Source organism: Haloferula luteola, assembly GCF_014201715.1.
Classification (GTDB): Bacteria; Verrucomicrobiota; Verrucomicrobiia; order Verrucomicrobiales; family Akkermansiaceae; genus Haloferula; species Haloferula luteola.
Genome location: NZ_JACHFD010000010.1, coordinates 47,742 through 68,157 on the forward strand (window position 1 = coordinate 47,742; position 20,416 = coordinate 68,157).

Below are 20,416 nucleotides of genomic sequence, written 5' to 3' on the forward strand. Positions count from 1 at the left end.
GCTATGTCCACGATAACGTGTAGTTTTTCGAAAGATCACCCGTAAAAATACGTGTTCGGAGACTCCATCTTTACCCTGCTGACCCACCTGAAGTCCGCCACCACCTTTGAGGAATTGTGCGACCTCTTGGTGGCCGGCTTACCACCGATCACCGGAGGATGCTGTGGATCGGTCTATCAACTCTTCGACCATAGCCGCGTTGAAATGATTCGTGGCGCTCATTTTCCTGAAGAGGACTCGGCCGAGATGTTGCTCTCTCTGAACGCGATGCTGCCCCAGCATCCTCTCGGCCACAAAATCCTCACTCCGTTGGGCGATCACCCGGGTTTCGCCGTCTCCTCCTTCATGCCTTCAGAGGTGTATCGCCAATCCGATCTCCTCAAACGTCTCTCCCCCGAATGCGCTATCTCTGACACCTTGGTGGGAGAGCTCTTCACCTGGTGTCGGCGCAGTGCTTTGCTGCTGATCCACCGTCAGGATGGGGAATTCCAAGCTGAAGAGCTGGAGCGCTTCCGACTGGTCGTGTTCACCGCCAACACCATCTGCGAGCGGATTGCGGGACGGAACGTCGAGCGGGAAGTCCACCACTTCTTCATGAACCAGAGCGAATCCGGTCCGGTCACGGCCTTCATGATGAAAAAGGACGGTGGTGTGATGCCGGTCAACCATGAGGCCCTGCGCTTCGTCGAAGCGCATTGGCCCGCCGACGAGGCCTTCCGACAACTCGATGACAACGAGCTCAAGCGCGTGATGTCCCGCGTCGAAAGCTCCTGGCAGGATCCGCTTCGCGCCCGCTTCCAAGCCGTCGATCTCGACCTCGGAGCGGGCGTCGCCTCCTTCTACGTTCTTCCCAACGCTCTGCGCCAATTCTACCTTTTCACCATCGGCGCCAGCCACGTGGAGCCCGTTCCCCAGGATCGATCACGATCGGTGCTCACCGGACGACAGTGCGAAATCATGGACTGGATCGCCGAAGGCAAAACCAGTTGGGAGGTCGCCACCATTCTCGGCATCAGCCCGCGCACGGTGGAAAAACACATGGAGGCCATCTTTCAACGTCTCAACGTTGAGAATCGCGTAGCCGCCGCTCGCCGCTATCTCGACCTTAAAGCCGGCAAGCCTCTCTAGGCCCGCCCCCATTCACTCCTTGACCCAACCCCGTGCCCGCGCCTCGGACATCGGGATCGGCTTGGCCTCACACAGCTCCTGCCACCCGGCGAAATTCCACTTGTTGGGGAAGCCCGCGCATTGCTCCGGTTTCACCGCGTGGATTCGGCATCCTCCGTCTTCGAGCATGATGCACTCGTGGTTGGGCTTCTCAATGAGAGACAACCCATTTCGATGGGCTCGCAAACGGGTATACTGGTCAAGAAACTCCTCCTCAGACAGCTTCAGATAGTTCGCGATCCTGGGGATCTCTTCTTCCTCCAACCGTACGTCCCCAGGCCACCGACAACACGCGGTGCACCTTTGGCAAACATAGTAGACATCGGGATCCAACCAAACATCGGCATTCCCCGGACTGCCGAACGATCCACCGCTCATGCCGGAGTTTTCGCCGCGTTGTAGTACTTCATCACCAGGCTTTGGAAATTGCTCCATTTCCGTCCTGGCCGACCATGATCGAGGAGGAAGTGTGGACAATTCTTATGCGGCTGGCTAACTCCATGTCGCGGCCAATGGTAGTGCGGAACCACATGGCTGATGGGAATCTGATGCCGATGCATCAAATAGGCCGTCAGCCGCGCGGTTCGATCGATCGTCGACTGCAGGTTGCTCCCCCGCTGCTCACACATTTCGATCCCGATCGAATAGTTGTTTCCCGGACCATCAAAATCAGCGTGTTCGCCCTGCTCATTCGTGGGCATGTGCTGAATGGCCAGACGGTCATCGACCGTGAAATGCCAGATCAAATAGCCGATCCGATTCCCGCCCTTGCGCTTCGGAGCGCGCAGGGCACCTCGCTTCAAGGCCAGGGAGTGACGCTCGGCATCGGCGCTGAAATTCTGAGTCGAATGGATGGTGATGTACCGTGGATTCATCGGGCGAATCACCTTTCGGCCATGGGTCCCCTTGGGCACCAAATCGACCTTCAAATGGATTGATTTCCGCAATCCTTCCACACCTCCACTTTGCACCTGAGCCACACTCGCCGCATTCGTCCGACTCCCAAACACCGGCACGCTGACATCGCTGAATCCGGGTGGAGGTGCCACCTGTGAACACTGGGATAATCCCAGCACCACCCACGGCAGGAAGAACAATGACCAACGCATACGGCACCGAAATACCATGCTCCTCCTGCGAGTCAAAGCCGGGAAATCCTGGGGGCTAAGCCCTTTTCCGCCTTCTTGCCAAAGCCTTCCATGTCCGCCATCGTCCGCCCGTGCCTGCTCCGGCGCCTGACCGCTGGCTTCGCCCCGCTGCGGACCAATCTGATTTCGCCCAGCGCCTGGCCACCGTGGCCTCAGGCGGCGGCACCACTGTGTTCGATCATGTCGATCCCGCAGCCCGCGCCTGGATCCTCGCCCTCATCCTCTCTCACCCCGCGCCTCGGCCGCGCGCTTGGATTCTCGATCCCTCGCCGAAAAACCGGGAACGCCTCGCCGCCGAACTTCGCCTTTGGGGAGTTCGCGCGCGCCTCCTCCCCGACCCCGTCACCGGCATTCAGGGAGACGAAGCCCCCGACCCCGAAGCCGCCGCGGAAAGAGTCGATGCGCTCGATCAACTTCGCCGGGCTCAGCGCTGTGTCATCCTCGCCGGACCCGATTGTTTCGACCATCCCGCTCCCGCCCCTGAACGCCTCTCCTCATCCCGCATTGTCCTCAAGCGTGGCGCCTCTCTCGATCCTTCGGGGCTGATCGATCAACTCTCAGCCGAAGGCTTCGAACGCGCCCCACTCGTTCAAGGCCGTGGGCAATTTGCCGTCCGCGGCGGCATCCTCGACGTCTTTCCTTGGCATGTCCCCCTCCCTCTCCGGATCGAATTCTTCGATACAGAGATCGAGTCGATCCGCGAATTCGACCTCGATTCGCAAACTTCTGCTCGCAAGGTCGATCACGCTGAATTTGCCCTCGCAGAGCCTGATCTGGATGGCCGTGTCGCCGATTACCTCCGCCCGGACGATCTCGTCATCGAATTGACTGACGATCCTTCGACCAGCGACGCGTCCGTCATCATCACCTCCCAGCCGGCCACTTCCGACCGCGAGGAAGATTTTTCCACCGCCTGCCACGCGGAGCCCTTTGGTCGCTTTGAAGCAGGCGATTTCGTGCTCGAAGAAATCCGTCGCGACGCCTTCATCCAGCAACTCGCCCGCTGGCACCGCGATGCTTGGACAACCGCCGTGGTCTTCGCCAACCAGGGGGAAGCCACCCGATTTCTCGAACTTCTCCCTGACGGCTCCGAGAGCTACTTCCAGCCCCTCATGGGTGAATTGATGGAATCCTTCACGGTTCCCTCCGCCCGGTTGGCCATTCTTTCCTCCGCAGAAATTTTTGGGCGCTACCGAACCTCCGCGACAACGTCTTCCCGCTCGAGCCGCCGGGCAGCTGAGGCCAAAGCATCACTCGAGGAAATCAACGATGGAGATCTGGTGGTTCATTCCGAGTACGGGATCGGCCGTTTTTCCGGAATCCGGCGTGGCGAGGACCATGAGGAGTTGCTCATCGAATACCGCGATGGAGCCTCCCTTGCCGTACCCATCGACCAAGCCCACCTCGTCGGTCGCTACGTTGGGCTCGGAGGAAAAGACCCAGAGCTTTCCAAACTGGGTGGCACCGCGTGGAAAAAAGTTCGCAAGCAAGCCGAGGATGCCATCCTCGACTACGCTGCCCGGCTCCTCCGAATCCAGGCCGAGCGCCAAACCGACCAGGGATTCGCCCATCCTCCTGACTCCCGCTGGATGTGGGAATTCGAGCAATCATTCCACTACACCGAGACTCCGGACCAACTGCGGGCAATCCGCGAGTCCAAAGCCGATATGGAGTCCGCCAAACCCATGGACCGGCTGGTGTGCGGCGATGTCGGCTTTGGCAAAACCGAAGTGGCCATTCGCGCTGCCTTCAAAGGGGTCACCGGTGGCAAACAAGTCGCCATCCTCTGCCCGACCACCGTCCTCGCCGAACAGCACTGGCGGACCTTCCGAGAACGGATGAGCGACTATCCCGTGCGCATCGATCTGCTCAATCGCTTCCGCACCGCTTCCGAGGCCCGGGCCACCGTCAAAGGCCTGGCCGATGGCTCCGTCGACATCGTGATCGGCACCCATCGGCTGCTCTCCACCGACATTGCCTTCAAAGACCTCGGGCTCGCCGTCATCGATGAAGAACAACGCTTTGGCGTGAAGCACAAAGAACGCTTCAAAGAACTATTCCGTCAGATCGACGTCCTCACCCTCTCTGCGACCCCCATCCCCCGGACACTCTACATGGCCCTAATGGGTGCCCGGGACATGTCCACCATCGACACCCCACCCCCCAATCGCGTTCCTGTCCACACCACCGTCACCCCCTACGATGAGCGCGTGATCCGCGAAGCGATTCGTCGGGAACTCGCCCGCGGTGGTCAGGTGTTCTTCCTTCACAATCGGGTCAAATCAATCGAATTCGTGCGCGATCGCCTCGCCGAGTTGGTGCCCGAAGCCCGCATCCTCGTCGGCCATGGCCAAATGGAAAAAGACGAGCTTGAGCTCGTCATGCGAGGTTTCGTCAATGGCGAGGCGGATATTCTCCTCGCGACCACCATCATCGAAACCGGCATCGACATTCCCAATGCGAACACGATCCTCATTGATCGCGCGGACCGTTTCGGACTGGCCGATCTCTACCAACTCCGCGGGCGTGTGGGCCGCGCAGGAGAAAAAGCCTACGCCATCCTTCTCCTCCCGAGGGAAATGCTCACCACGGGAGATGCCCGCAAACGGATCCACGCCATCAAGCAATACACCGCCCTCGGCTCCGGATTCCGCATTGCCATGCGCGACCTTGAAATCCGTGGTGCCGGCAACCTTCTCGGCACCAAACAATCCGGACAAATCGCCGCCATCGGATTCGATCTCTACTGCCGGCTGCTTCGCCAATCCGTCGACCGTCTCCGCGGAAAACAGGCGATTCATCGCCACGAATGCTCTTTCAAAGCCGACTTCCTCATGGTGCGCGAGGCCGCCCACCTCAAAGATCCGAGGAAAGGGTTGCCCGCCTACCTACCAGGTTCCTGGCTCGAGGATACCCAGCTCCGTGTTTCCGCCTTCCGCGAACTGGCGGAGGCCGCCGACGAGCGTGAACTCGATGCCCTCATTCGACGCTGGACGGATCGATTCGGTCGCTTGCCTGATCCTGTTCGCCACCTTCTCGACGTCACTCGGCTTCGCCTCCTCGCCGCCCACGTCGGCATCGCCTCCGTGGAAATTCAGGGCCAAAGACTCATGATTCACCGCAACGGCGACTACCTTTTCCTAGAAGGAAAACGATTCCCTCGACTCGCCGCCACGCACCCCAAGGAGATGCTGGAGGAGGCCATCCGGATGATTCGCTCGATCTGACTCGCGCCCACGTCAGCGGCTCTCCAGCCACTCCTTCAGAACTCGAATCATGCGCTCGGCTGCTGATTTACCGGTCGCCATCACATCGCTATGATCCAGGGTCGCACTCGGCATCCCGGCAGCATAATTGGTGAGACAGGAAAGCCCCACGACGCGCAGACCCAAGCGCTTCGCTTCAAGGGCCTCAAGCACCGTACTCATGCCCACCGCATCCGCACCCAGCGTGCGGAGCATCCGAATCTCCGCAGGCGTTTCATACTGCGGTCCCCGCAACCCGGCATACACGCCCGAGCCCATGTGCCACCCATGACCCGCCGCGATGGCCCGCAGTTTCTCGCTAATCTCAAGGTCATACACCGCGCTCATATCGACGAAATTCGGCCCACCCTCCAATGGTGAGGTCCCCGTCAAATTCAGGTGATCCGAAAGCGCCATCCAGCTTCCCGGAGGTTGATCTTCCCGCAAGCTCCCGGCCGCGTTGGTCAACACGACCGTTCCGACCCCCCGCTCCGCCATCCATCGGATACCAGCAGTGACCGTTTTGGCATCGTGCCCTTCATACAAGTGCACCCGCCCTGACATCGCCACCAGGGGTGCTCCGTCCAATCGGCCCAAAACCATCTTCCCCTGATGACCCGCGACGCCTGAAACCGGCAACCCAATGTCCCCGAAGTCCAGAGTTTCTCCCCATTCCATCCGGTCAAGCATCGAGCCCAACCCCGATCCCAGTACCAACCCCACGCATCCTTTCATACCGTCACGCTAGCTCGATCTGCGCCCGATGAAAAAGCGAAACCCATGTCTTCCTGCGACCTCTCCCGTCGCCCCCCGCCCACACCCTATTCCTCGCCACCAGGCTTCAGCGAGTACAGCACAGACATCCGCACTGCGATTCCGTTCTCCACCTGCCGGTTGATCAAACTCCGATGGTAATCCATCGCTTCATCGCACAGCTCCACCCCCCGATTCACCGGGCCGGGATGCATCAGCCAAATCCCCTTGTCGTCCAACTCCCTCAATCGCTGCGTGGTAACCCCGTAGACTCGATGATACTCGCGCAAACTTGGGAAAAACTGCACATCCTGACGCTCCATCTGCACCCTCAAAAGGTACACCACATCCGGCCCCCAAGCCATGGCCGTAGCGTAGTCCGTGAATCGCTTCACCTGCTCGGCCCCATGCTTCGGCAACAACGATCCAGGCCCCAAAAAGGCCACCTCGACCCCCAGACGCAGAAAAATGTTGGTCGTCGATCGGGCGACCCGGCTGTGCAGCACATCGCCCACGATCAGAACCTTCTTCCGCTCCGGCTCAGGAAACACTTCCTTGAGCGTGAACGCATCGAGCAATCCCTGCGTCGGATGCGCATGGGCGCCATCCCCCGCATTGATCACGCTGGCTTTTGTTTGGCGGGCAATCATCTCCGGCAAACCGCTGCGTCCGTGACGCACCACGATGTAGTCGGTGCGCATGGCCTGCAAGGTCTCCACCGTTTCCCTCACCGACTCACCCTTCACCACCGAAGAGTGCGGCACATCGAAATTCGTCACGTCAGCCGACAATCGTTTGGCTGCCACTTCAAACGAGGAGTGGGTTCGGGTCGACGGCTCATAAAACAACATCAACACCGATTTCCCCTTCAAGGCCGGAACTTTCTTCACCGATCGGGTGAACAGCTCCTTGAATGGCACCGCCTGATCGAGGATGCGGTCGATTTCCCCGCGATCGAGGCGGGCCAATTCTAGCAAATCTTTACGAGCCATGCAGTTCAGGGAAAAAATGGAGAATGCCGAACGTGACAAAGAGGATCGCGAGGATCGTCATGAATCCCGCGTGGTGAGCGGAACGCGTCCGCTTCCATGCGATCCATCCCGCACCCAAAAGCATGATTCCCGAGCCAACCGCCAAGGGACTGAAAAACCATTGCGGCGCATTCGGCCGAAGAGCCAGACGAGCGAGGGTTCCGGTCATCTGAGTTTTCGCCTGCTGCTCCATCGAAAACGACAGAATCAATCCCACCACTCCCACAGCATAGAGGGGAGCGATCACCCACCACGCTGCCGTCAACTTTGCCAATTGCGCGGCGGGAAGATCCGCTGGATTGCTCTCGCCAAGGCGAAACCGGCGCAGTTCCTCCTCCGTATGCCGCCGGGCCGGCAGAGCCCCTTCCCCATTTGCGACAGGGACTTTGGCTTGGCGGATCGGGCCTTGCTCAGATTTTTTTAGCGATCGAACGACCTTCGGCGTCTGCGCCGCAGAACGGCCTTCTTCCGCCTCCAGGACTGCCGATGCCGAGGGGGCCGAGGGACCACGGGCCGCCTTCGACGCCGGCTCACCCGCTTTCGCTGCCTTCTTGGCGGCGGTCTTCTTCACCCCCGCTTTCTTGCTCGCTGCCGGAGCCGATGGGGATTCTTTCTTCCCATCCGGCTTGCGGGCCAGTGGCGGAGGAGGCGCCTGGTGTTTCAAATCAGGCGGAGGCGGAGCGTCACCATCAATGCCGAGAGAAGCGCGGAGTTTCGCCAACTCCTCGGCGGATTTGCGACGTTCCGGCAGAGCACTCATGCAGGGCGAACTTCCACTTTATCTTCCCCATCCGTGCCCTCGAGCAAGACGTAAACGTGATCCCGTCGCTCGGTCTCCAAATGAATCCCGACGTAATCTGGTTGAATCGGCATTTCCCGGTGCCCGCGGTCAATCAAGACAGCCAATTCAATGCGTGCTGGTCGACCGTAGTCGCACAAAGCATCGAGCGCCGCACGCGTGGTGCGCCCCGTGAAAAGCACATCGTCCACGAGAATAATGTGCGCCCCTTCGATCTCAAAATCGATCTCACTCCCCTGCAGTTGAGGGTTTTCATGAAGATGCTCGTAGTCGTCGCGATACAGAGAAATATCGAGAGTCCCATAGAGCAGATCCGCATCCTCTTCGGCAAGCACTCGGCACACCCGTTCAGCGACTTCATCGCCGCGACTGCGGATTCCGACAAGTGCGACAGGGGCTTCCCCTACCCGCTCTCGAATGGCTCGCGCCAAAGCCTGAACTCCAGCCTCAATCGCTTCAGCGTCTAAAAATCGACTCATGCCTCTTCAAAATGAAGGATTCCGATATCACGACGGCGCTGTGCACCCTCGAAAGTAATCTTGTCCGCTTCCGCATGCGCTGCGGCAACCGCACTGGCTCGGTCTTGCCCCCCGGCCACCGCCGCAAGCACTCGACCCCCGTTGGTTTCCCAGACTCCCTCCGCGTTCAACCGAGTTCCGGCATGATCCACTCGCGAGACCTGATCCAACCCCTCAATCCGATCCCCTGAACGCGAGCTTTCCGGGTAACCCGCCGATGCCAGGACCACACAAACACTCCAGCCTTCATCGAAGCGAAGCAGCTCGGGAGCGAACTCACCCTTGGCACCCGCGAGGCAGAACGAGGCCAGATCCCCCCCCACCAGCGGCATCACCGCCTGGCATTCCGGATCCCCGAACCGGCAATTGTACTCGATGACCTTCGGTCCATCCGGCGTCAGCATCAGACCAAAATAAAGAAACCCCCGATATGGCAGGCCATCTTTCTTCAAGCCCGCCACGGTTGGAGCCACAATCGTTGCTTCGATCTGCTCAAGCACCTCAGAAGACACCAATTTCCGCGAAGCCACGGCTCCCATCCCCCCGGTATTCGGTCCAAGATCCCCCTCCCCCAACCGCTTGTAGTCCCGCGCTGGAGTAAAGATCACGTAACGATCATCAATCACCGCGGCGAACACCGAAACTTCCGGACCTGTCAGGCATTCTTCGACCAGCAGGTCCCCCGCGCCAAAGCGACGCTGCACCATCACCTCCTCCAAGAACTCCTCCGCCATCCCCTCATCCGTGCACACCGCCACCCCTTTGCCCGCCGCAAGTCCGTCAAACTTCAGCACCACCGGGTAGTTCCCTGCGATCGCAGCCCGGGCCTCGTCGACCGTGGTGACGGTGCTTGCCTTCCCGGTTGGAATGCCGTGGCGCTCAAGAAATGCCTTGGCGAAAGCTTTGGAAGCCTCCAGTTGGGCCGACTCCTTGGGCGGCCCCCAGCAAGGAATTCCCGCTTCTTCGCACAGATTCGCGAGACCTTCCCCGGTCACCAAATAGCTTTCCTCCCCCGCCACACAGAGATCCACAGACGCCTGCTTCATCCACTCGATCAGTGACTCCAAACCATCGGCTTCCACCGGCTTGGCCATGCGCAAAATCGCATCACTGCCCGGAAAACAGAACACCTCCGGGGCGACCGGGCTTTCCCCGAGCGCTCTCACCAACGCGTGTTCGCGTCCTCCCTTCCCAACCACGAGAATCTTCATTGCCGGCCCCTTTTCGGGCATCCCTCGGACTCCATCAACTCCGAAAAGGCTTCGACCCCGACCCACCCCGACAACTCCGCCCCCTCAACCCCCACCGACCCGCGAAAACCCTACGGCCATCGCTGCCCCGCACCTTGTGAAAATTTTCACAAACCCCTTGCCCGCGACACGGACTTACCTCCTTATTCCTCCCGCCGCGCGTTTTCATGAGCAGTCCGACCTCCACTGAATACCAAGCTCCCGACATCGTCTCCAAGGCTTCCGATTACCATTCGGAAACGGAGGACCTGATGGGCGAGAAGATGGTTCTCAATATGGGACCATCCCACCCCGCCACTCACGGAGTGCTTCGGCTCGTGCTCGAGCTCGACGGAGAAGTGATCACCAAAGCCGATCCCGATATCGGCTTCCTTCACCGGGGCGATGAAAAAATCGCCGAGAACATGCACTACAACCAGTTCGTGCCCTACACGGACCGGCTCGATTACCTCGCCCCTCTCGCCAACAACGTCGCTTACGCCACCGCCGTCGAGAAGCTGATGGGCTGGGAACTGCCTCCGCGCGGTCAGGCTCTCCGGGTTCTTTGCTGCGAACTTGCGCGGATTTCCTCCCACATGCTTGGGGTCGGAGTCTGTGCCATGGACGTCGGCGCCATGACCGTTTTCCTCTACACCTTCACCGAGCGGGAAAAGGTCTACAACATGTGCGAGCAGCTCACGGGAGCTCGTTTCACCACCTCCTACACCCGTGTCGGCGGCCAATTGCGCGACATGCCCCCTGGCTTCGAAGCCACCGTGCGGCGGTTCCTGGATGAGTGCTCGGTGACCATCGACGAAGTCGGCAAGCTCCTCGACAACAACAAGATCTTCCGCGACCGGATGTGCGACATCGGCGTGATCTCCGCCGCCAGCGCCATCTCCTACGGCATCACCGGACCCAACCTGCGCGGCTCTGGCGTCGTCCGTGACCTGCGCAAAGACAACCCCTACCTCGGCTACGAACAATATGAGTTCGACGTGCCCATCGCCGACGAGGGCGATTGCTATGCGCGATACGCCGTCCGTATGGAGGAAATGCGCCAGTCGATCCGCATCATCAAGCAGGTCCTGGACACCATGCCGGAGGGCCCCGTGAACCTGGCCCACGAAAAGAGCATGCTGCCGCAGAAAGAGCGCGTGCTGATGTCCATGGAAGAGCTCATTCACCACTTCATCGTCGCCACTCAGGGCATTGATGCCCCATCGGGCGAAGTCTACTTCGGCGCTGAAAACCCGAAGGGTGAACTCGGATTCTACATCCACTCAACCGGCGGCGGAGTGCCCAACCGGCTGAAAATCCGCAGCCCCTCCTTCTGCAACCTTTCGATCTGCTCGAAATTGCTGCCGGGCCACATGGTCTCGGACATCCCTGCCATCCTCGGCTCGCTCGACTTCGTGATGGGCGAGTGCGACCGCTGATGCTACGGGTTTCCCCGATGAAAACCATTCTCCTCCTCCTCGCCACCATCGGCTCTGGCCTCGCGACGGCCGGCTTCGAGTCGTGGACCAATAGCGAGGGCAAATCCGTCGAGCTCGAACTCATTTCGAAAGTCGAAAAGGACGGCGACACCGTTGGCACCTTCCGCATGCGGAATGGAAAAACCGTGGAAGTTGCAGCCACTCAGCTTTCCGACGATTCCGCCGCCAAACTGAAAAAATGGTCAGCCGAAGCAGCTGATTTCGCCACCGCGACCCCGGAGCTGACCGCCAGCGTGTTCGATGACGTCCTCGATGGCAATTTGATCAAGCTCGACGGCAAACACCTCAAGCGCTGCAAGGACTTCGTCCAGCCCACGAAGTACTACCTGTTCTACTACACGGCTTCCTGGTGCGGCCCGTGCCACAAATTCACCCCATCGTTGGTCGAATTCTACAACGAGCACAAGAACGCCGAGTTTGAGGTCGTCCTGATCACCTCCGACAGCAACGAGGATGACATGGAAGAATACGCCGAGGAAATGGCAATGCCCTGGCCCCAGCTAAAACTCTCCAAGGCTTCCAAATTCAAAAAGGAGTTCCGCCACCCCGGCACCGGCATCCCAAATCTGGTGCTCACCGACCTCCAGGGCAAACTTCTCAAAACCAGTTACGAGGGAGAGAATTATGTCGGCCCCACCGTCGTCATGAACCATCTGGCTGGCCTGCTCAAAGACTGACCCTTCCCTGACCTTCTGCTCATGTCCGATAGCTCCCTTGAGTCCTTGATCGCCTCCCCGGAAACTCCGGGCACGAAGCATTTCCCGCCATTTGCCGCCGACGAGGCGTTGGAGGCGGAAGCCGTGAAGCGCCTCGCCCAGTTCCCCGAGGACCGCAAGCGCTCGGCCGTGCTGCCGATCCTTCACCATATCCAGCACCACCACGGTTTCCTCTCTGCCGCCGCGATCGAATGGACCGCCCAGCGCGTGGGAATCGAACCGATCAAGGTTCTCGAGGTCGTCACTTTCTACCCTGGTTTCCGTCAATCTGCTCCTGGCAAATTCCACATCCGGGTTTGCCGCACTCTCTCGTGCGCCATGGGCGGATCCTACGAGTTGATGGATCAACTCTGCGAGCTGACCGGTATCGACCGCGCCTCCCTCGACCCCCATCATCATCCCATTGCCGTCTCTCCTTGCGGCACTTGGTCGGTCGAATTCGCCGAATGCCTCGCATCCTGCGGAACCGCTCCGGTGTGCTTGGTAAACGACGATTTCCACGAAGCCATCGCCCCCGAAAAGGCGCAGGCCCTGCTCGACCAGTATTCTTCGAACGACCACTGAATTCCCCGGCATGTCCAACATCACCTACAAGCCCGGCAAGGAACCCGATCCGCGCGAATACCGCCTGATCTTCAAGAATGTGGACCGCGAAGGCTGGGACACTTCGATCGAGACCTATCTCAACGACGGCGGCTACGAAGACCTCAAGAAGGCCATGGCCATGGAGCCCAAGGCCATCACCGAAGAGGTCAAGAAATCCGGTTTGCGTGGCCGTGGCGGCGCCGGCTTCCCCACCGGGATCAAGTGGACTTTCATCCCGCCCAACAACACCAAACCGGTCTACCTCATCTGCAATTGCGACGAATCGGAACCCGGAACTTTCAAGGACCGCTACATCGTCCACCAAGACCCTCATCAGCTCGTCGAGGGCATCGTGATCTCCTGCTTCGCCGTGGGCGCCCATGTCGCCTACATCTACATCCGTGAGGAATTCCCCGAAGCAGCACAAATCCTCGAAAAGGCCATCGCGGAAGCACGCGAAAGGAACTTCGTCGGTGCCAATGTGCTAGGATCCGGATTCGACGTCGAAATCTATGTCCACCGTGGGGCCGCAGCCTACATTTGCGGTGAAGAAACCGGCCTGATCGAATCGCTCGAAGGCAAGCGCGCCTATCCACGGATCAAGCCCCCCTATTTCCCAGCGGCGTTGGGTCTCTACATGTGCCCCACCATCGTGAACAACGTGGAATCCCTTTGCCACGTAAAACACATCATCCGCATGGGCGGCGACGAATACGCCAAGCTCGGCGTTCCTCGCAACAATGGCACCCGGATCCTCTGCGTTTCTGGAGACGTCAAGAAGCCTGGGTACTTTGAAGTGCAGGTGGGCAAGATCACCATGCGCGAGCTTCTCTACGACATGTGTGGAGGGCCCAAAGATGGCCGGGAGTTCAAAGCCGTCATCCCCGGTGGCTCGTCTTCCAAAATTCTCCGCTGCGACGAATCGTTCACCCTGCGAGGCCAAGGCCCGGAAGGCAGCGACAAATCCATCACCTTCTGGGATATCCCCATGGATTTTGACTCCTTGGCCGCCTGCGGCTCCATGGCGGGATCGGGAGGAGTCATCGTCCTCGACGACTCCCGGAAAATGTCCTGGGTCCTCAACAACCTGAACCAATTCTACGCCCACGAATCCTGCGGCCAGTGCACCCCCTGCCGCGAAGGCTCGACCTGGATGCGCAAAATCTCCGACCGCATCGTCGCGGGCGAAGCCACTCCCGCCGACATCGAGCTTCTGGAAAGCGTCGCTTACCAGATTGACGGCAAGACCATTTGCGCCTTCGGCGAAGCCTCGTCCTGGCCTGTCGAAGCCATCATCGGCAAATTCCGCGAGGAGCTTTTGGCCGAAACCAGCGACAGCAATGAAACGGTCCGCATGAGTCCGGAGGGCGAAGCCCAACGCCGCTACTTGCAAAAGGCTTAATCTGCTTTTTCCGCCAGCTCATTCCCATCCCGGACCGGATTTCTCAGGAATCCGGTCCGTTGTTTTTCAAGGCTCCGACGATTCCAACTTGCTCTCATAGGGGGATTCACGCAATTGTTAGACGAAATGGAAAGCTCATCCAATCCCTACCAAGCCCCCAGCAACGGACCTTCTCCAAGCGGATCACCCACCCCTCTCAGCACCAAACAAGTCCTCTTCGGCTTCACCGGACGCATCTCACGTCGCACTTTCTGGACGGGATCGTTGGCCATCGGGCTCGGTTTCATCGTCTTCGCCGGGATTTTGTCGGCCGCTACTGGCGGCAGCATCGATCCAGAAACAGGCAACCCCACGGGAATGAGCTCCGTGGCCGCTCTCATCATCGGCCTTCTCTACATCCCGATGACCTGGATCTCGTTGGCTCTTCAAATCAAGCGCTGGCATGATCGCGGCAAGCCGGGTTGGTGGTGCCTGATCAACTTCATCCCGATCATTGGCGGACTTTGGTCATTCATTGAGGTCGGCTGCCTCCGCGGCACAGTCGGACCCAACGAATACGGAGAAGACCCAATCTGAGCGCGACCATCACCGCAGGGCGAGGTCGATGAATTCCAGGATTTCACCCCGCCCTGCCTGAGTCTTCGTAGAACTCAAGAAGGTACGAGGTTCACCGTCGCAAACTTCACGCAACTCGGAGACAAAAGCGGCCATATTCTCCTTCACCTTCCCCGCTTTCGATTTGTCCGTCTTGGTGAAAACCAGCACAAACGGAATCCCATTTTCTGCGAGCCAACCACAGAAATTCAGGTCGATCTTCTGCGGGCTGTGCCGGGAATCGATCAACACAAAGACGCAGCGCAACTGCTCGCGTCCCGCCAGGTAACCCGAAACGGCTTCACGAAAGCCCTCACGCAATGCCTGAGGAGTCTTCGAATACCCATACCCCGGCATGTCCACCAATGCCCACTTCCTGTTGATTCTAAAAAAGTTGACCAATTGAGTGGCCCCTGGCCGCGCGGAAACTCGAGCCAGGTCTTTTTTCATCACCAACAAATTCAAGAGCGAGGACTTGCCCACATTCGAACGCCCGATGAAGGCGAATTCCGGCAGGTTCCAGGCAGGCGAATCTTCGATCCCTGCGGCACTTGTTTCGAACTCGGCGGAAATGATCTTCATGGTCGGACGCAAAGCGTGGCAGGCGACGCCAACCGGGTCCAGCGCAAGAGAAATCCGATCGTCTTCTCGGAAAAATCACGCAGTTCATTCGATGACGAAACCTTTTGCCAAGCGGGCCGGTCGCGGTATTCTCCGCCCGACTGCTGTGTTCGTCCGCTTACGGCAACGTGCCCGGACCGACTCGAATCAATACGGGGCATTTCATTGGATCCGCCACAAAGACACGCCTTGTTAGGAAGTCTGCGAATGGACCAATCGCCCCACCTACGGAGACACTGGAACGTGGCTCACAATGCCGGGGACGGCACAGCGGTCTTTTTTCCCTTTCACGAGTCGCCCAACGACTTCGCCCAGGCCTCGCCATCGTGGACCACGATCACCATGGGCCGACAGCACACCTCGCAGTCGTAGTCCATCTCCACGGCACCACCTCCCGCTTCCGGGAGAGCGATCTCGAACCACTCAAAACAGGTGGGGCATTGAACTGAAACGAGTTCCATGATCAAAAAACTGGAATTTTGGGATTCTCCGGGGCGTGATGATTTGACCCCGGGCCGAAATCCATGTTAGATGGAATCAGCGAAAAGGGAAGACGCGCTTTCCCCGCCTCACATCGACCCCACCCCATTCAAGATGAAACTCACTCAAGCTCTCATCATGGCCAGCCTGCCATGGATCTTCGCCGCTTGCTCAGAATCCGACCAAGCTGAAATGAAGGAAAAGATGTCTGGCGCCGCCGACTCCGTGAAGGAGGCCGCCGAAACGGTCGGCGAGCAAGTCAAGGACGGCACGGAGGCCGCCATGGAGAAACTGGAAGAAGCCGCGGATGAGGCCAAATCCGCTGGAGACGAGGCGATCGAGAGAGCTCAGGACGCTGCCGCCCAGGTCAAAGACCTCACGGAAAATGCCGGAGACCGCGCCAGCGAAATGGCATCGGAAGCCGCCGATGCGGCCGCCCAAGCCGCCTCCGAGGCCAAAGAAGCCACCACGGACGCCCTCCAGCAAGCCAAAGAGACCCTTGAAGAATTGAAGGAACCGGAACCGGAAGGCACTCCAGAGTGATTCGGCTCCGAATCCTCTCCTCCCCACCTCGGCCCGGCATCCCCGGGCCGATAGAATCTCCCAGCCGCCTCCTTTGAAAGATTTGGGGCGCATACCGACCGTTTCGCCGCTTGCATTCCCATATTCCGCGGCAAAGCATCCGGTGTGCTCACGATGAACCTCCGCGTCCTCGGACTCTCCCTTGCCCTGCTATCCCCTCTGACGGCTCAGTCTCCCGAGGGAGGTGGCATGGTGGAAGTCAACCGTATCGCTGCCACCGTCAATTCTCGCCTCATCACCGCCAAAGATGTCGGCATGATGATGGGCCCGGAGGTGGGCCGCCTGATGGCCGAGTTCCCTCGCCGTGGTCCGGAATTCGAGCGCCAACTCAAAGAGGTTCGCGATCAGGTGCTCAAAGAACTCATCGACCGGGAGTTGATCATGAGCGAATTCCGGAAGCGCGAGCAAAAGGGCGCCAACTTGCCCGACCGCGTCGTCGATCAGGAAATTCAACGGCAGGTCCGTGAGCTCTATAGCGGTGACATGCAAAAACTCCGCGATGAACTCGCCAAGGGACGCATGAGCATGTCGTCGTACCGTGAACTCACTCGCGAAAAGCTCATCGTGCAGGCCATGCGCCAAGAGAAGTTCAAGGATGCGGCACCGCCCATGCCTTCGGAGATCGATGCAGAGTACCGCATGGCAAAGGATAACCTGCGCGATACCTCGAAGGACATCATCGACTACCGGAAAATCTTCATCCCCCGCATCGATGCCAACAATCCCTTGGCCACTCCCGACACCCAGCTGGCCCAAGCAGAAAGTCTCGCCGAGAAGCTGAAGGAAGGTGCCGACTTTGCCGAGCTCGCCAAAGAAAGCTCCGCCGATGCCTTTGCCAGCGAAGGCGGCCTTCAAACCCATGTCCCTCGACCCGATCTCTCTCCGGAGTTTGCAGCCATCCTCTTCGATGCCGAAGAAGGCAAGGTGATCGGCCCTCTTGAAGACCCCGCTGGATTCACCATCGCCAAAGTGGAGCGTATCCAAAAAGGCCCCGCACCTCCCCTCTCCGAAGTCAAAGAACTGATCGACCAACGGGTTCGCGCCAAGAAAACCTCGGAACGCTACGACAAGTGGATCGAGGAACTTCGCAGCCGCGCCATGATCGACATCAAGCTCAAGTGACCTCGCCATGGCGAAGCGGAAGATCCTGATCACCCTTGGTGACCCTGCCGGCATCGGGCCGGAGGTGATTCAAGCGGCTCTCGCCGCCCCCGGACTCCCGCCAGAATTTGACTACGAAATCGTCGGGGATCCGTCTGCAGGAGTCCTTGGAAAACCCGACGAACGTTCGGCTCTCGCCAGCCTAAACGCACTCGAAGAGGCCGCCACACGTTGGATCTCAGATCCAGGCATCGCCGCTGTCGTCACCGGTCCCGTCGCCAAATCCCAGCTCGAAAGAGTCGGATTTCGCCACCCCGGTCAAACCGAGTTCTTTGCCGAAAAAGCCGGAGTCAGAGACTTTGCGATGTGTCTGACTGGGGATCATCTCACCGTTGGCCTCGCCACCATCCATATCCCCTATCAGGAAGTCGCCCGCTCCTTGAGCACCGACGAAATCGTCCGCATTGGCCTCTTGCTGGCGGGTTTCGCCCGCCAAAAACTGCGCCGAGAGCCCGTCATTGCGGTGGCTGGCCTCAATCCTCACGCCGGAGAATCCGGCAAGTTTGGCCGCGAAGAAATTGAACTCATCGCGCCGGCAATCGCTGAGCTCTCCGCGATCGATGACGCGACCTTCGTCGGCCCTTGCGTTCCCGACGCGGTCTTCCGGGATGCGGCACAAGGCCGTTTTGATGCCGTGCTCGCCATGTATCACGACCAGGGATTGATTCCTCTGAAACTGATCGATTTCGACACGGCGGTGAACGTCACCCTCGGTCTGCCCAAACCTCGGACCAGTCCCGACCATGGCACCGCATTCGATATCGCTGGCAAAGGCCTCGCGTCTCCTTCCTCGATGATCGCCGCCATCCACACGGCAGCTCGATTGGCGGGCCCACCATGACCCTCTACGACACACTCGCGGATGTCGTGCGGAAGGCCATTCTCGGCCAGAACCTCGAACCCGCAGGCATCGCCGATGCTCTCGGCATGAAGCTCGCAGATTTTCGCGTTCGCTTGGACGCAGGAGCCCTCCCTCCTGAGCTCTTGGCAGAAGCTCTCGGCCTCTCCCTACCCGGCTTGGAAGCCGTTGCCACCACGGATCGGCCATTCCCCCCATTGGAACTCTGGATCGAACGTCTCGAACTCCCCTTCGAAGACGAAACGGTCAACGCGTGGTGGATGGAATCCTCCGAAGGCAGCTTACTGATCGATTCTGGGCTCACCGCTGCGGACCTCCATGCCGCATTGGCGGGTCGCCTCCCGGACTGCCTTCTCATCACTCACGCGCATCGGGATCATATCGGCGGCTTATCCGCACTGGGCCCGAACATCCGTCGCATCCTTCCCGGGGATGCGATTTCCGGCCCATATTCCATCGCCGGCTTCGAAATAGCTCCCTTTGACCTCGCGGGACACCATCCTCAGGCTGTGGGCTACGAAATCCGGCGGACCTCCGCTCCAAACTCCGTCGCCCTGGCTGTCGGCGATGCGGTCTTCGCCAGCTCGATGGGCGGATGCCCCAGCCCCGAGGCTTTCCAATCCGCCTGCTCGACTCTCGCGGCAGCCTGGCAAGGCCGCCCCGCAGACACCTGGGTATTGCCCGGCCATGGCGCCGCCACCACCGTGGGCCTCGAACGAACTTACAATCCCTTCGTGCCTTGCTGGGATCGCAAGGGCCTCACTCTTTGATGCGCACTGCCGTTCCGCAGAAAATGCAATGGAACCAGCAGAACAAGATGATTTGGATGGCCGTTGGAATCATATGACCCAATCCCGGAACGTGGTGGGCCTTCACATGCTTGAGGCAGTGACGCGGCACAAAGAGCCGTTGCCCACAAACCCGACATTTCACTCGGATCGCAACCGTCAGATAGAGGAGTCCGAGAACCGGAAGAATCAAGGGGAACACCAAAAGCCATTGGGGAACCCACGCCATCGCTTCTGAGTTCTGCGAAGAGATCATCAGCAGCACGGCCGAGATCAGAGCCAACGGAATATCCGTCACCAAAAGAAGCACGATCACCGAGCCCATCCACACCAAGATTGGTCGATCGTGGAGCACGCCACGGATGAATCGGCGGCTGTCACGCTTCTTGCCTTTATTGGTCGACTCCCGAGCGGTCGTGAGCAGCTTGACCCGCTCATCCACCTGCCCACGAGGCAATGGCTGAGCAACTTCCGACTCATCAGCCTCCTCCATCGAGCGCACCCGGCTCACGTCGATTCCACGCTTTTCGGGAGGAGCATCCGCGGTTCTTCGAGAACTCCGTGGCGAGGCCGCCGCACGCGGTTTGGCAGGTTCCGACCGATACGAGCGAGCCGCGGTGGCTCGTATTTCAAGATCGCCCGCAGCCCGATTCAAAACTGGAGCCACCGCAATGGCCGATGGCGCGATGCCTTGCTGAGCCAACTGCGCAACTGGCAAGGGAATCGCCAAGGGAGAACGTTCGATCATCTCACGAACCTCCTCCACCGCTTCATGATTCACCCACTGAGGTTCCGAAGGCTTCGTGACCTCCTCCTCAACCACCAATGAGCTCTCCTCGAGCTCATTCATCACCCCCGCCTCTTCCTTCTCCGCTTCTGCAGCAGATACCCCCTCCTCCGACTTTTCTTCCGAAGAAATCTCCGGTTCGGAAAGCTCAGCCTTTCCCTTGGGGGCAGAGGTTTTGACCTTCTTCGTGTCGGCCTTCGGCTCGGCGCCAGAAGCCTTGCGGGAACCGGAGCCTTTACCCTTGGTATTTGCTTTGCGGATCCACGACTCCACCTTCCGTTGGGAAGGCAGAGTTTCGACGATATCAAGCACCTCATTCGCCTTCTCCAGCTCCTCAAGCAGAGTCCCCGCATCCACCTTCTGCAAATGCGCGGTCTCCAGATAGCCAGCGGCTTCCAGCAATTCGATTTCTTCTTCCGCGATTCCGGTCAGGGTCTTCAGCGAGGGCATTC

The 20,416-nt window shown here is 59.4% G+C and carries 21 protein-coding genes; 11 read left to right on the forward strand and 10 right to left on the reverse strand.

Annotated elements, in window-relative coordinates; translation table 11 throughout:
* Positions 1-51 precede the first annotated feature (51 nt).
* Positions 52-1,128, forward strand: a complete 1,077-nt coding sequence (locus HNR46_RS21390; protein WP_184018712.1) for a LuxR C-terminal-related transcriptional regulator — start codon at positions 52-54, stop codon at positions 1,126-1,128.
* Between the two features lie 12 nt (positions 1,129-1,140).
* On the opposite strand, the gene HNR46_RS10945 is transcribed toward HNR46_RS21390, so the two are convergent.
* A complete protein-coding gene (locus HNR46_RS10945) occupies positions 1,141-1,545 on the reverse strand; it encodes a YkgJ family cysteine cluster protein (protein ID WP_184018714.1) in 405 nt (134 codons plus the stop codon).
* The gene (locus HNR46_RS10950; protein ID WP_184018716.1) at positions 1,542-2,276 is read right to left on the reverse strand and encodes a peptidoglycan recognition protein family protein; all 735 of its coding nucleotides are present in this window, start codon (positions 2,274-2,276) and stop codon (positions 1,542-1,544) included. Before HNR46_RS10950 ends, HNR46_RS10945 begins: the two co-directional genes overlap by 4 nt.
* Before the next feature lie 110 nt (positions 2,277-2,386).
* On the opposite strand from HNR46_RS10950, the gene mfd reads away from it, so the two are divergent.
* Complete coding sequence (gene mfd, locus HNR46_RS10955) at positions 2,387-5,542, forward strand: transcription-repair coupling factor (RefSeq protein WP_184018717.1); 3,156 nt, start codon at positions 2,387-2,389, stop codon at positions 5,540-5,542.
* A gap of 12 nt (positions 5,543-5,554) precedes the next feature.
* Here mfd and HNR46_RS10960 read toward each other — a convergent pair whose 3' ends face one another.
* From HNR46_RS10960 to purD, 5 genes are all read right to left on the reverse strand, one after another.
* Complete coding sequence (locus tag HNR46_RS10960; RefSeq protein WP_184018718.1) at positions 5,555-6,295, reverse strand: purine-nucleoside phosphorylase; 741 nt, start codon at positions 6,293-6,295, stop codon at positions 5,555-5,557.
* An 86-nt stretch (positions 6,296-6,381) separates the two neighbouring features.
* A complete protein-coding gene (locus HNR46_RS10965; protein ID WP_184018719.1) occupies positions 6,382-7,305 on the reverse strand; it encodes an aspartate carbamoyltransferase catalytic subunit in 924 nt (307 codons plus the stop codon).
* Positions 7,295-8,104: a hypothetical protein gene (locus HNR46_RS10970; protein ID WP_184018720.1), complete on the reverse strand. Its 810-nt coding sequence runs from the start codon at positions 8,102-8,104 to the stop codon at positions 7,295-7,297. Before HNR46_RS10970 ends, HNR46_RS10965 begins: the two co-directional genes overlap by 11 nt.
* Positions 8,101-8,622 (reverse strand): bifunctional pyr operon transcriptional regulator/uracil phosphoribosyltransferase PyrR, encoded by a 522-nt coding sequence (pyrR, locus tag HNR46_RS10975; RefSeq protein ID WP_184018721.1) that lies wholly within the window; start codon positions 8,620-8,622, stop codon positions 8,101-8,103. The genes HNR46_RS10970 and pyrR overlap by 4 nt, the downstream gene beginning before the upstream one ends.
* Positions 8,619-9,872 carry a phosphoribosylamine--glycine ligase gene (purD, locus tag HNR46_RS10980; protein ID WP_184018722.1) on the reverse strand — a complete coding sequence of 418 codons (1,254 nt, stop codon included), beginning with the start codon at positions 9,870-9,872 and terminating at the stop codon, positions 8,619-8,621. Before purD ends, pyrR begins: the two co-directional genes overlap by 4 nt.
* Before the next feature lie 206 nt (positions 9,873-10,078).
* On the opposite strand from purD, the gene nuoD reads away from it, so the two are divergent.
* The 5 genes from nuoD (at position 10,079) to HNR46_RS11005 (ending at position 14,668) form a co-directional block, all read left to right on the forward strand.
* Complete coding sequence (nuoD, locus tag HNR46_RS10985) at positions 10,079-11,329, forward strand: NADH dehydrogenase (quinone) subunit D (protein ID WP_184018724.1); 1,251 nt, start codon at positions 10,079-10,081, stop codon at positions 11,327-11,329.
* A 17-nt stretch (positions 11,330-11,346) separates the two neighbouring features.
* Positions 11,347-12,066, forward strand: a complete 720-nt coding sequence (locus HNR46_RS10990) for a thioredoxin-like domain-containing protein (RefSeq protein ID WP_184018726.1) — start codon at positions 11,347-11,349, stop codon at positions 12,064-12,066.
* Positions 12,067-12,087: 21 nt separating this feature from the next.
* Positions 12,088-12,669 carry an NADH-quinone oxidoreductase subunit NuoE family protein gene (locus HNR46_RS10995; RefSeq protein ID WP_184018728.1) on the forward strand — a complete coding sequence of 194 codons (582 nt, stop codon included), beginning with the start codon at positions 12,088-12,090 and terminating at the stop codon, positions 12,667-12,669.
* Between the two features lie 10 nt (positions 12,670-12,679).
* Positions 12,680-14,092 carry an NADH-quinone oxidoreductase subunit NuoF gene (gene nuoF, locus HNR46_RS11000; RefSeq protein WP_184018730.1) on the forward strand — a complete coding sequence of 471 codons (1,413 nt, stop codon included), beginning with the start codon at positions 12,680-12,682 and terminating at the stop codon, positions 14,090-14,092.
* Between the two features lie 126 nt (positions 14,093-14,218).
* Positions 14,219-14,668: a DUF805 domain-containing protein gene (locus HNR46_RS11005; protein ID WP_184018732.1), complete on the forward strand. Its 450-nt coding sequence runs from the start codon at positions 14,219-14,221 to the stop codon at positions 14,666-14,668.
* 9 nt (positions 14,669-14,677) lie between these two features.
* Here the strand turns inward: HNR46_RS11005 and yihA are convergent, their stop codons facing one another.
* Both yihA and HNR46_RS11015 read right to left on the reverse strand, forming a co-directional pair.
* Positions 14,678-15,268 carry a ribosome biogenesis GTP-binding protein YihA/YsxC gene (gene yihA, locus HNR46_RS11010; RefSeq protein ID WP_184018734.1) on the reverse strand — a complete coding sequence of 197 codons (591 nt, stop codon included), beginning with the start codon at positions 15,266-15,268 and terminating at the stop codon, positions 14,678-14,680.
* A gap of 326 nt (positions 15,269-15,594) precedes the next feature.
* Positions 15,595-15,768: a zinc ribbon domain-containing protein gene (locus HNR46_RS11015; RefSeq protein ID WP_184018736.1), complete on the reverse strand. Its 174-nt coding sequence runs from the start codon at positions 15,766-15,768 to the stop codon at positions 15,595-15,597.
* A gap of 133 nt (positions 15,769-15,901) precedes the next feature.
* Between HNR46_RS11015 and HNR46_RS11020 the strand changes: the two genes are divergently transcribed.
* From HNR46_RS11020 to HNR46_RS11035, 4 genes are all read left to right on the forward strand, one after another.
* Positions 15,902-16,330 carry a hypothetical protein gene (locus HNR46_RS11020; RefSeq protein ID WP_184018737.1) on the forward strand — a complete coding sequence of 143 codons (429 nt, stop codon included), beginning with the start codon at positions 15,902-15,904 and terminating at the stop codon, positions 16,328-16,330.
* A 153-nt stretch (positions 16,331-16,483) separates the two neighbouring features.
* A complete protein-coding gene (locus tag HNR46_RS11025; protein WP_184018739.1) occupies positions 16,484-17,491 on the forward strand; it encodes a peptidylprolyl isomerase in 1,008 nt (335 codons plus the stop codon).
* A gap of 7 nt (positions 17,492-17,498) precedes the next feature.
* Positions 17,499-18,371: a 4-hydroxythreonine-4-phosphate dehydrogenase PdxA gene (gene pdxA, locus HNR46_RS11030; RefSeq protein ID WP_184018741.1), complete on the forward strand. Its 873-nt coding sequence runs from the start codon at positions 17,499-17,501 to the stop codon at positions 18,369-18,371.
* A complete protein-coding gene (locus tag HNR46_RS11035; protein WP_184018743.1) occupies positions 18,368-19,159 on the forward strand; it encodes an MBL fold metallo-hydrolase in 792 nt (263 codons plus the stop codon). The genes pdxA and HNR46_RS11035 overlap by 4 nt, the downstream gene beginning before the upstream one ends.
* Here HNR46_RS11035 and HNR46_RS11040 read toward each other — a convergent pair.
* Positions 19,149-20,414: a DUF4332 domain-containing protein gene (locus HNR46_RS11040; protein ID WP_184018745.1), complete on the reverse strand. Its 1,266-nt coding sequence runs from the start codon at positions 20,412-20,414 to the stop codon at positions 19,149-19,151. The genes HNR46_RS11035 and HNR46_RS11040 overlap by 11 nt on opposite strands.
* Positions 20,415-20,416 lie beyond the last annotated feature (2 nt).

Coding starts and splice junctions, on each gene's coding strand:
- HNR46_RS10945 (WP_184018714.1), bottom strand. CDS start 1,545: ATGAGCGGTGGATCGTTCGGCAGTCCGGGGAATGCCGATGTTTGGTTG.
- HNR46_RS10950 (WP_184018716.1), bottom strand. CDS start 2,276: ATGCGTTGGTCATTGTTCTTCCTGCCGTGGGTGGTGCTGGGATTATCC.
- HNR46_RS10960 (WP_184018718.1), bottom strand. CDS start 6,295: ATGAAAGGATGCGTGGGGTTGGTACTGGGATCGGGGTTGGGCTCGATG.
- HNR46_RS10965 (WP_184018719.1), bottom strand. CDS start 7,305: ATGGCTCGTAAAGATTTGCTAGAATTGGCCCGCCTCGATCGCGGGGAA.
- HNR46_RS10970 (WP_184018720.1), bottom strand. CDS start 8,104: ATGAGTGCTCTGCCGGAACGTCGCAAATCCGCCGAGGAGTTGGCGAAA.
- pyrR (WP_184018721.1), bottom strand. CDS start 8,622: ATGAGTCGATTTTTAGACGCTGAAGCGATTGAGGCTGGAGTTCAGGCT.
- purD (WP_184018722.1), bottom strand. CDS start 9,872: ATGAAGATTCTCGTGGTTGGGAAGGGAGGACGCGAACACGCGTTGGTG.
- nuoD (WP_184018724.1), top strand. CDS start 10,079: ATGAGCAGTCCGACCTCCACTGAATACCAAGCTCCCGACATCGTCTCC.
- HNR46_RS10990 (WP_184018726.1), top strand. CDS start 11,347: ATGAAAACCATTCTCCTCCTCCTCGCCACCATCGGCTCTGGCCTCGCG.
- HNR46_RS10995 (WP_184018728.1), top strand. CDS start 12,088: ATGTCCGATAGCTCCCTTGAGTCCTTGATCGCCTCCCCGGAAACTCCG.
- nuoF (WP_184018730.1), top strand. CDS start 12,680: ATGTCCAACATCACCTACAAGCCCGGCAAGGAACCCGATCCGCGCGAA.
- HNR46_RS11005 (WP_184018732.1), top strand. CDS start 14,219: ATGGAAAGCTCATCCAATCCCTACCAAGCCCCCAGCAACGGACCTTCT.
- yihA (WP_184018734.1), bottom strand. CDS start 15,268: ATGAAGATCATTTCCGCCGAGTTCGAAACAAGTGCCGCAGGGATCGAA.
- HNR46_RS11015 (WP_184018736.1), bottom strand. CDS start 15,768: ATGGAACTCGTTTCAGTTCAATGCCCCACCTGTTTTGAGTGGTTCGAG.
- HNR46_RS11020 (WP_184018737.1), top strand. CDS start 15,902: ATGAAACTCACTCAAGCTCTCATCATGGCCAGCCTGCCATGGATCTTC.
- HNR46_RS11025 (WP_184018739.1), top strand. CDS start 16,484: ATGAACCTCCGCGTCCTCGGACTCTCCCTTGCCCTGCTATCCCCTCTG.
- pdxA (WP_184018741.1), top strand. CDS start 17,499: ATGGCGAAGCGGAAGATCCTGATCACCCTTGGTGACCCTGCCGGCATC.
- HNR46_RS11035 (WP_184018743.1), top strand. CDS start 18,368: ATGACCCTCTACGACACACTCGCGGATGTCGTGCGGAAGGCCATTCTC.
- HNR46_RS11040 (WP_184018745.1), bottom strand. CDS start 20,414: ATGCCCTCGCTGAAGACCCTGACCGGAATCGCGGAAGAAGAAATCGAA.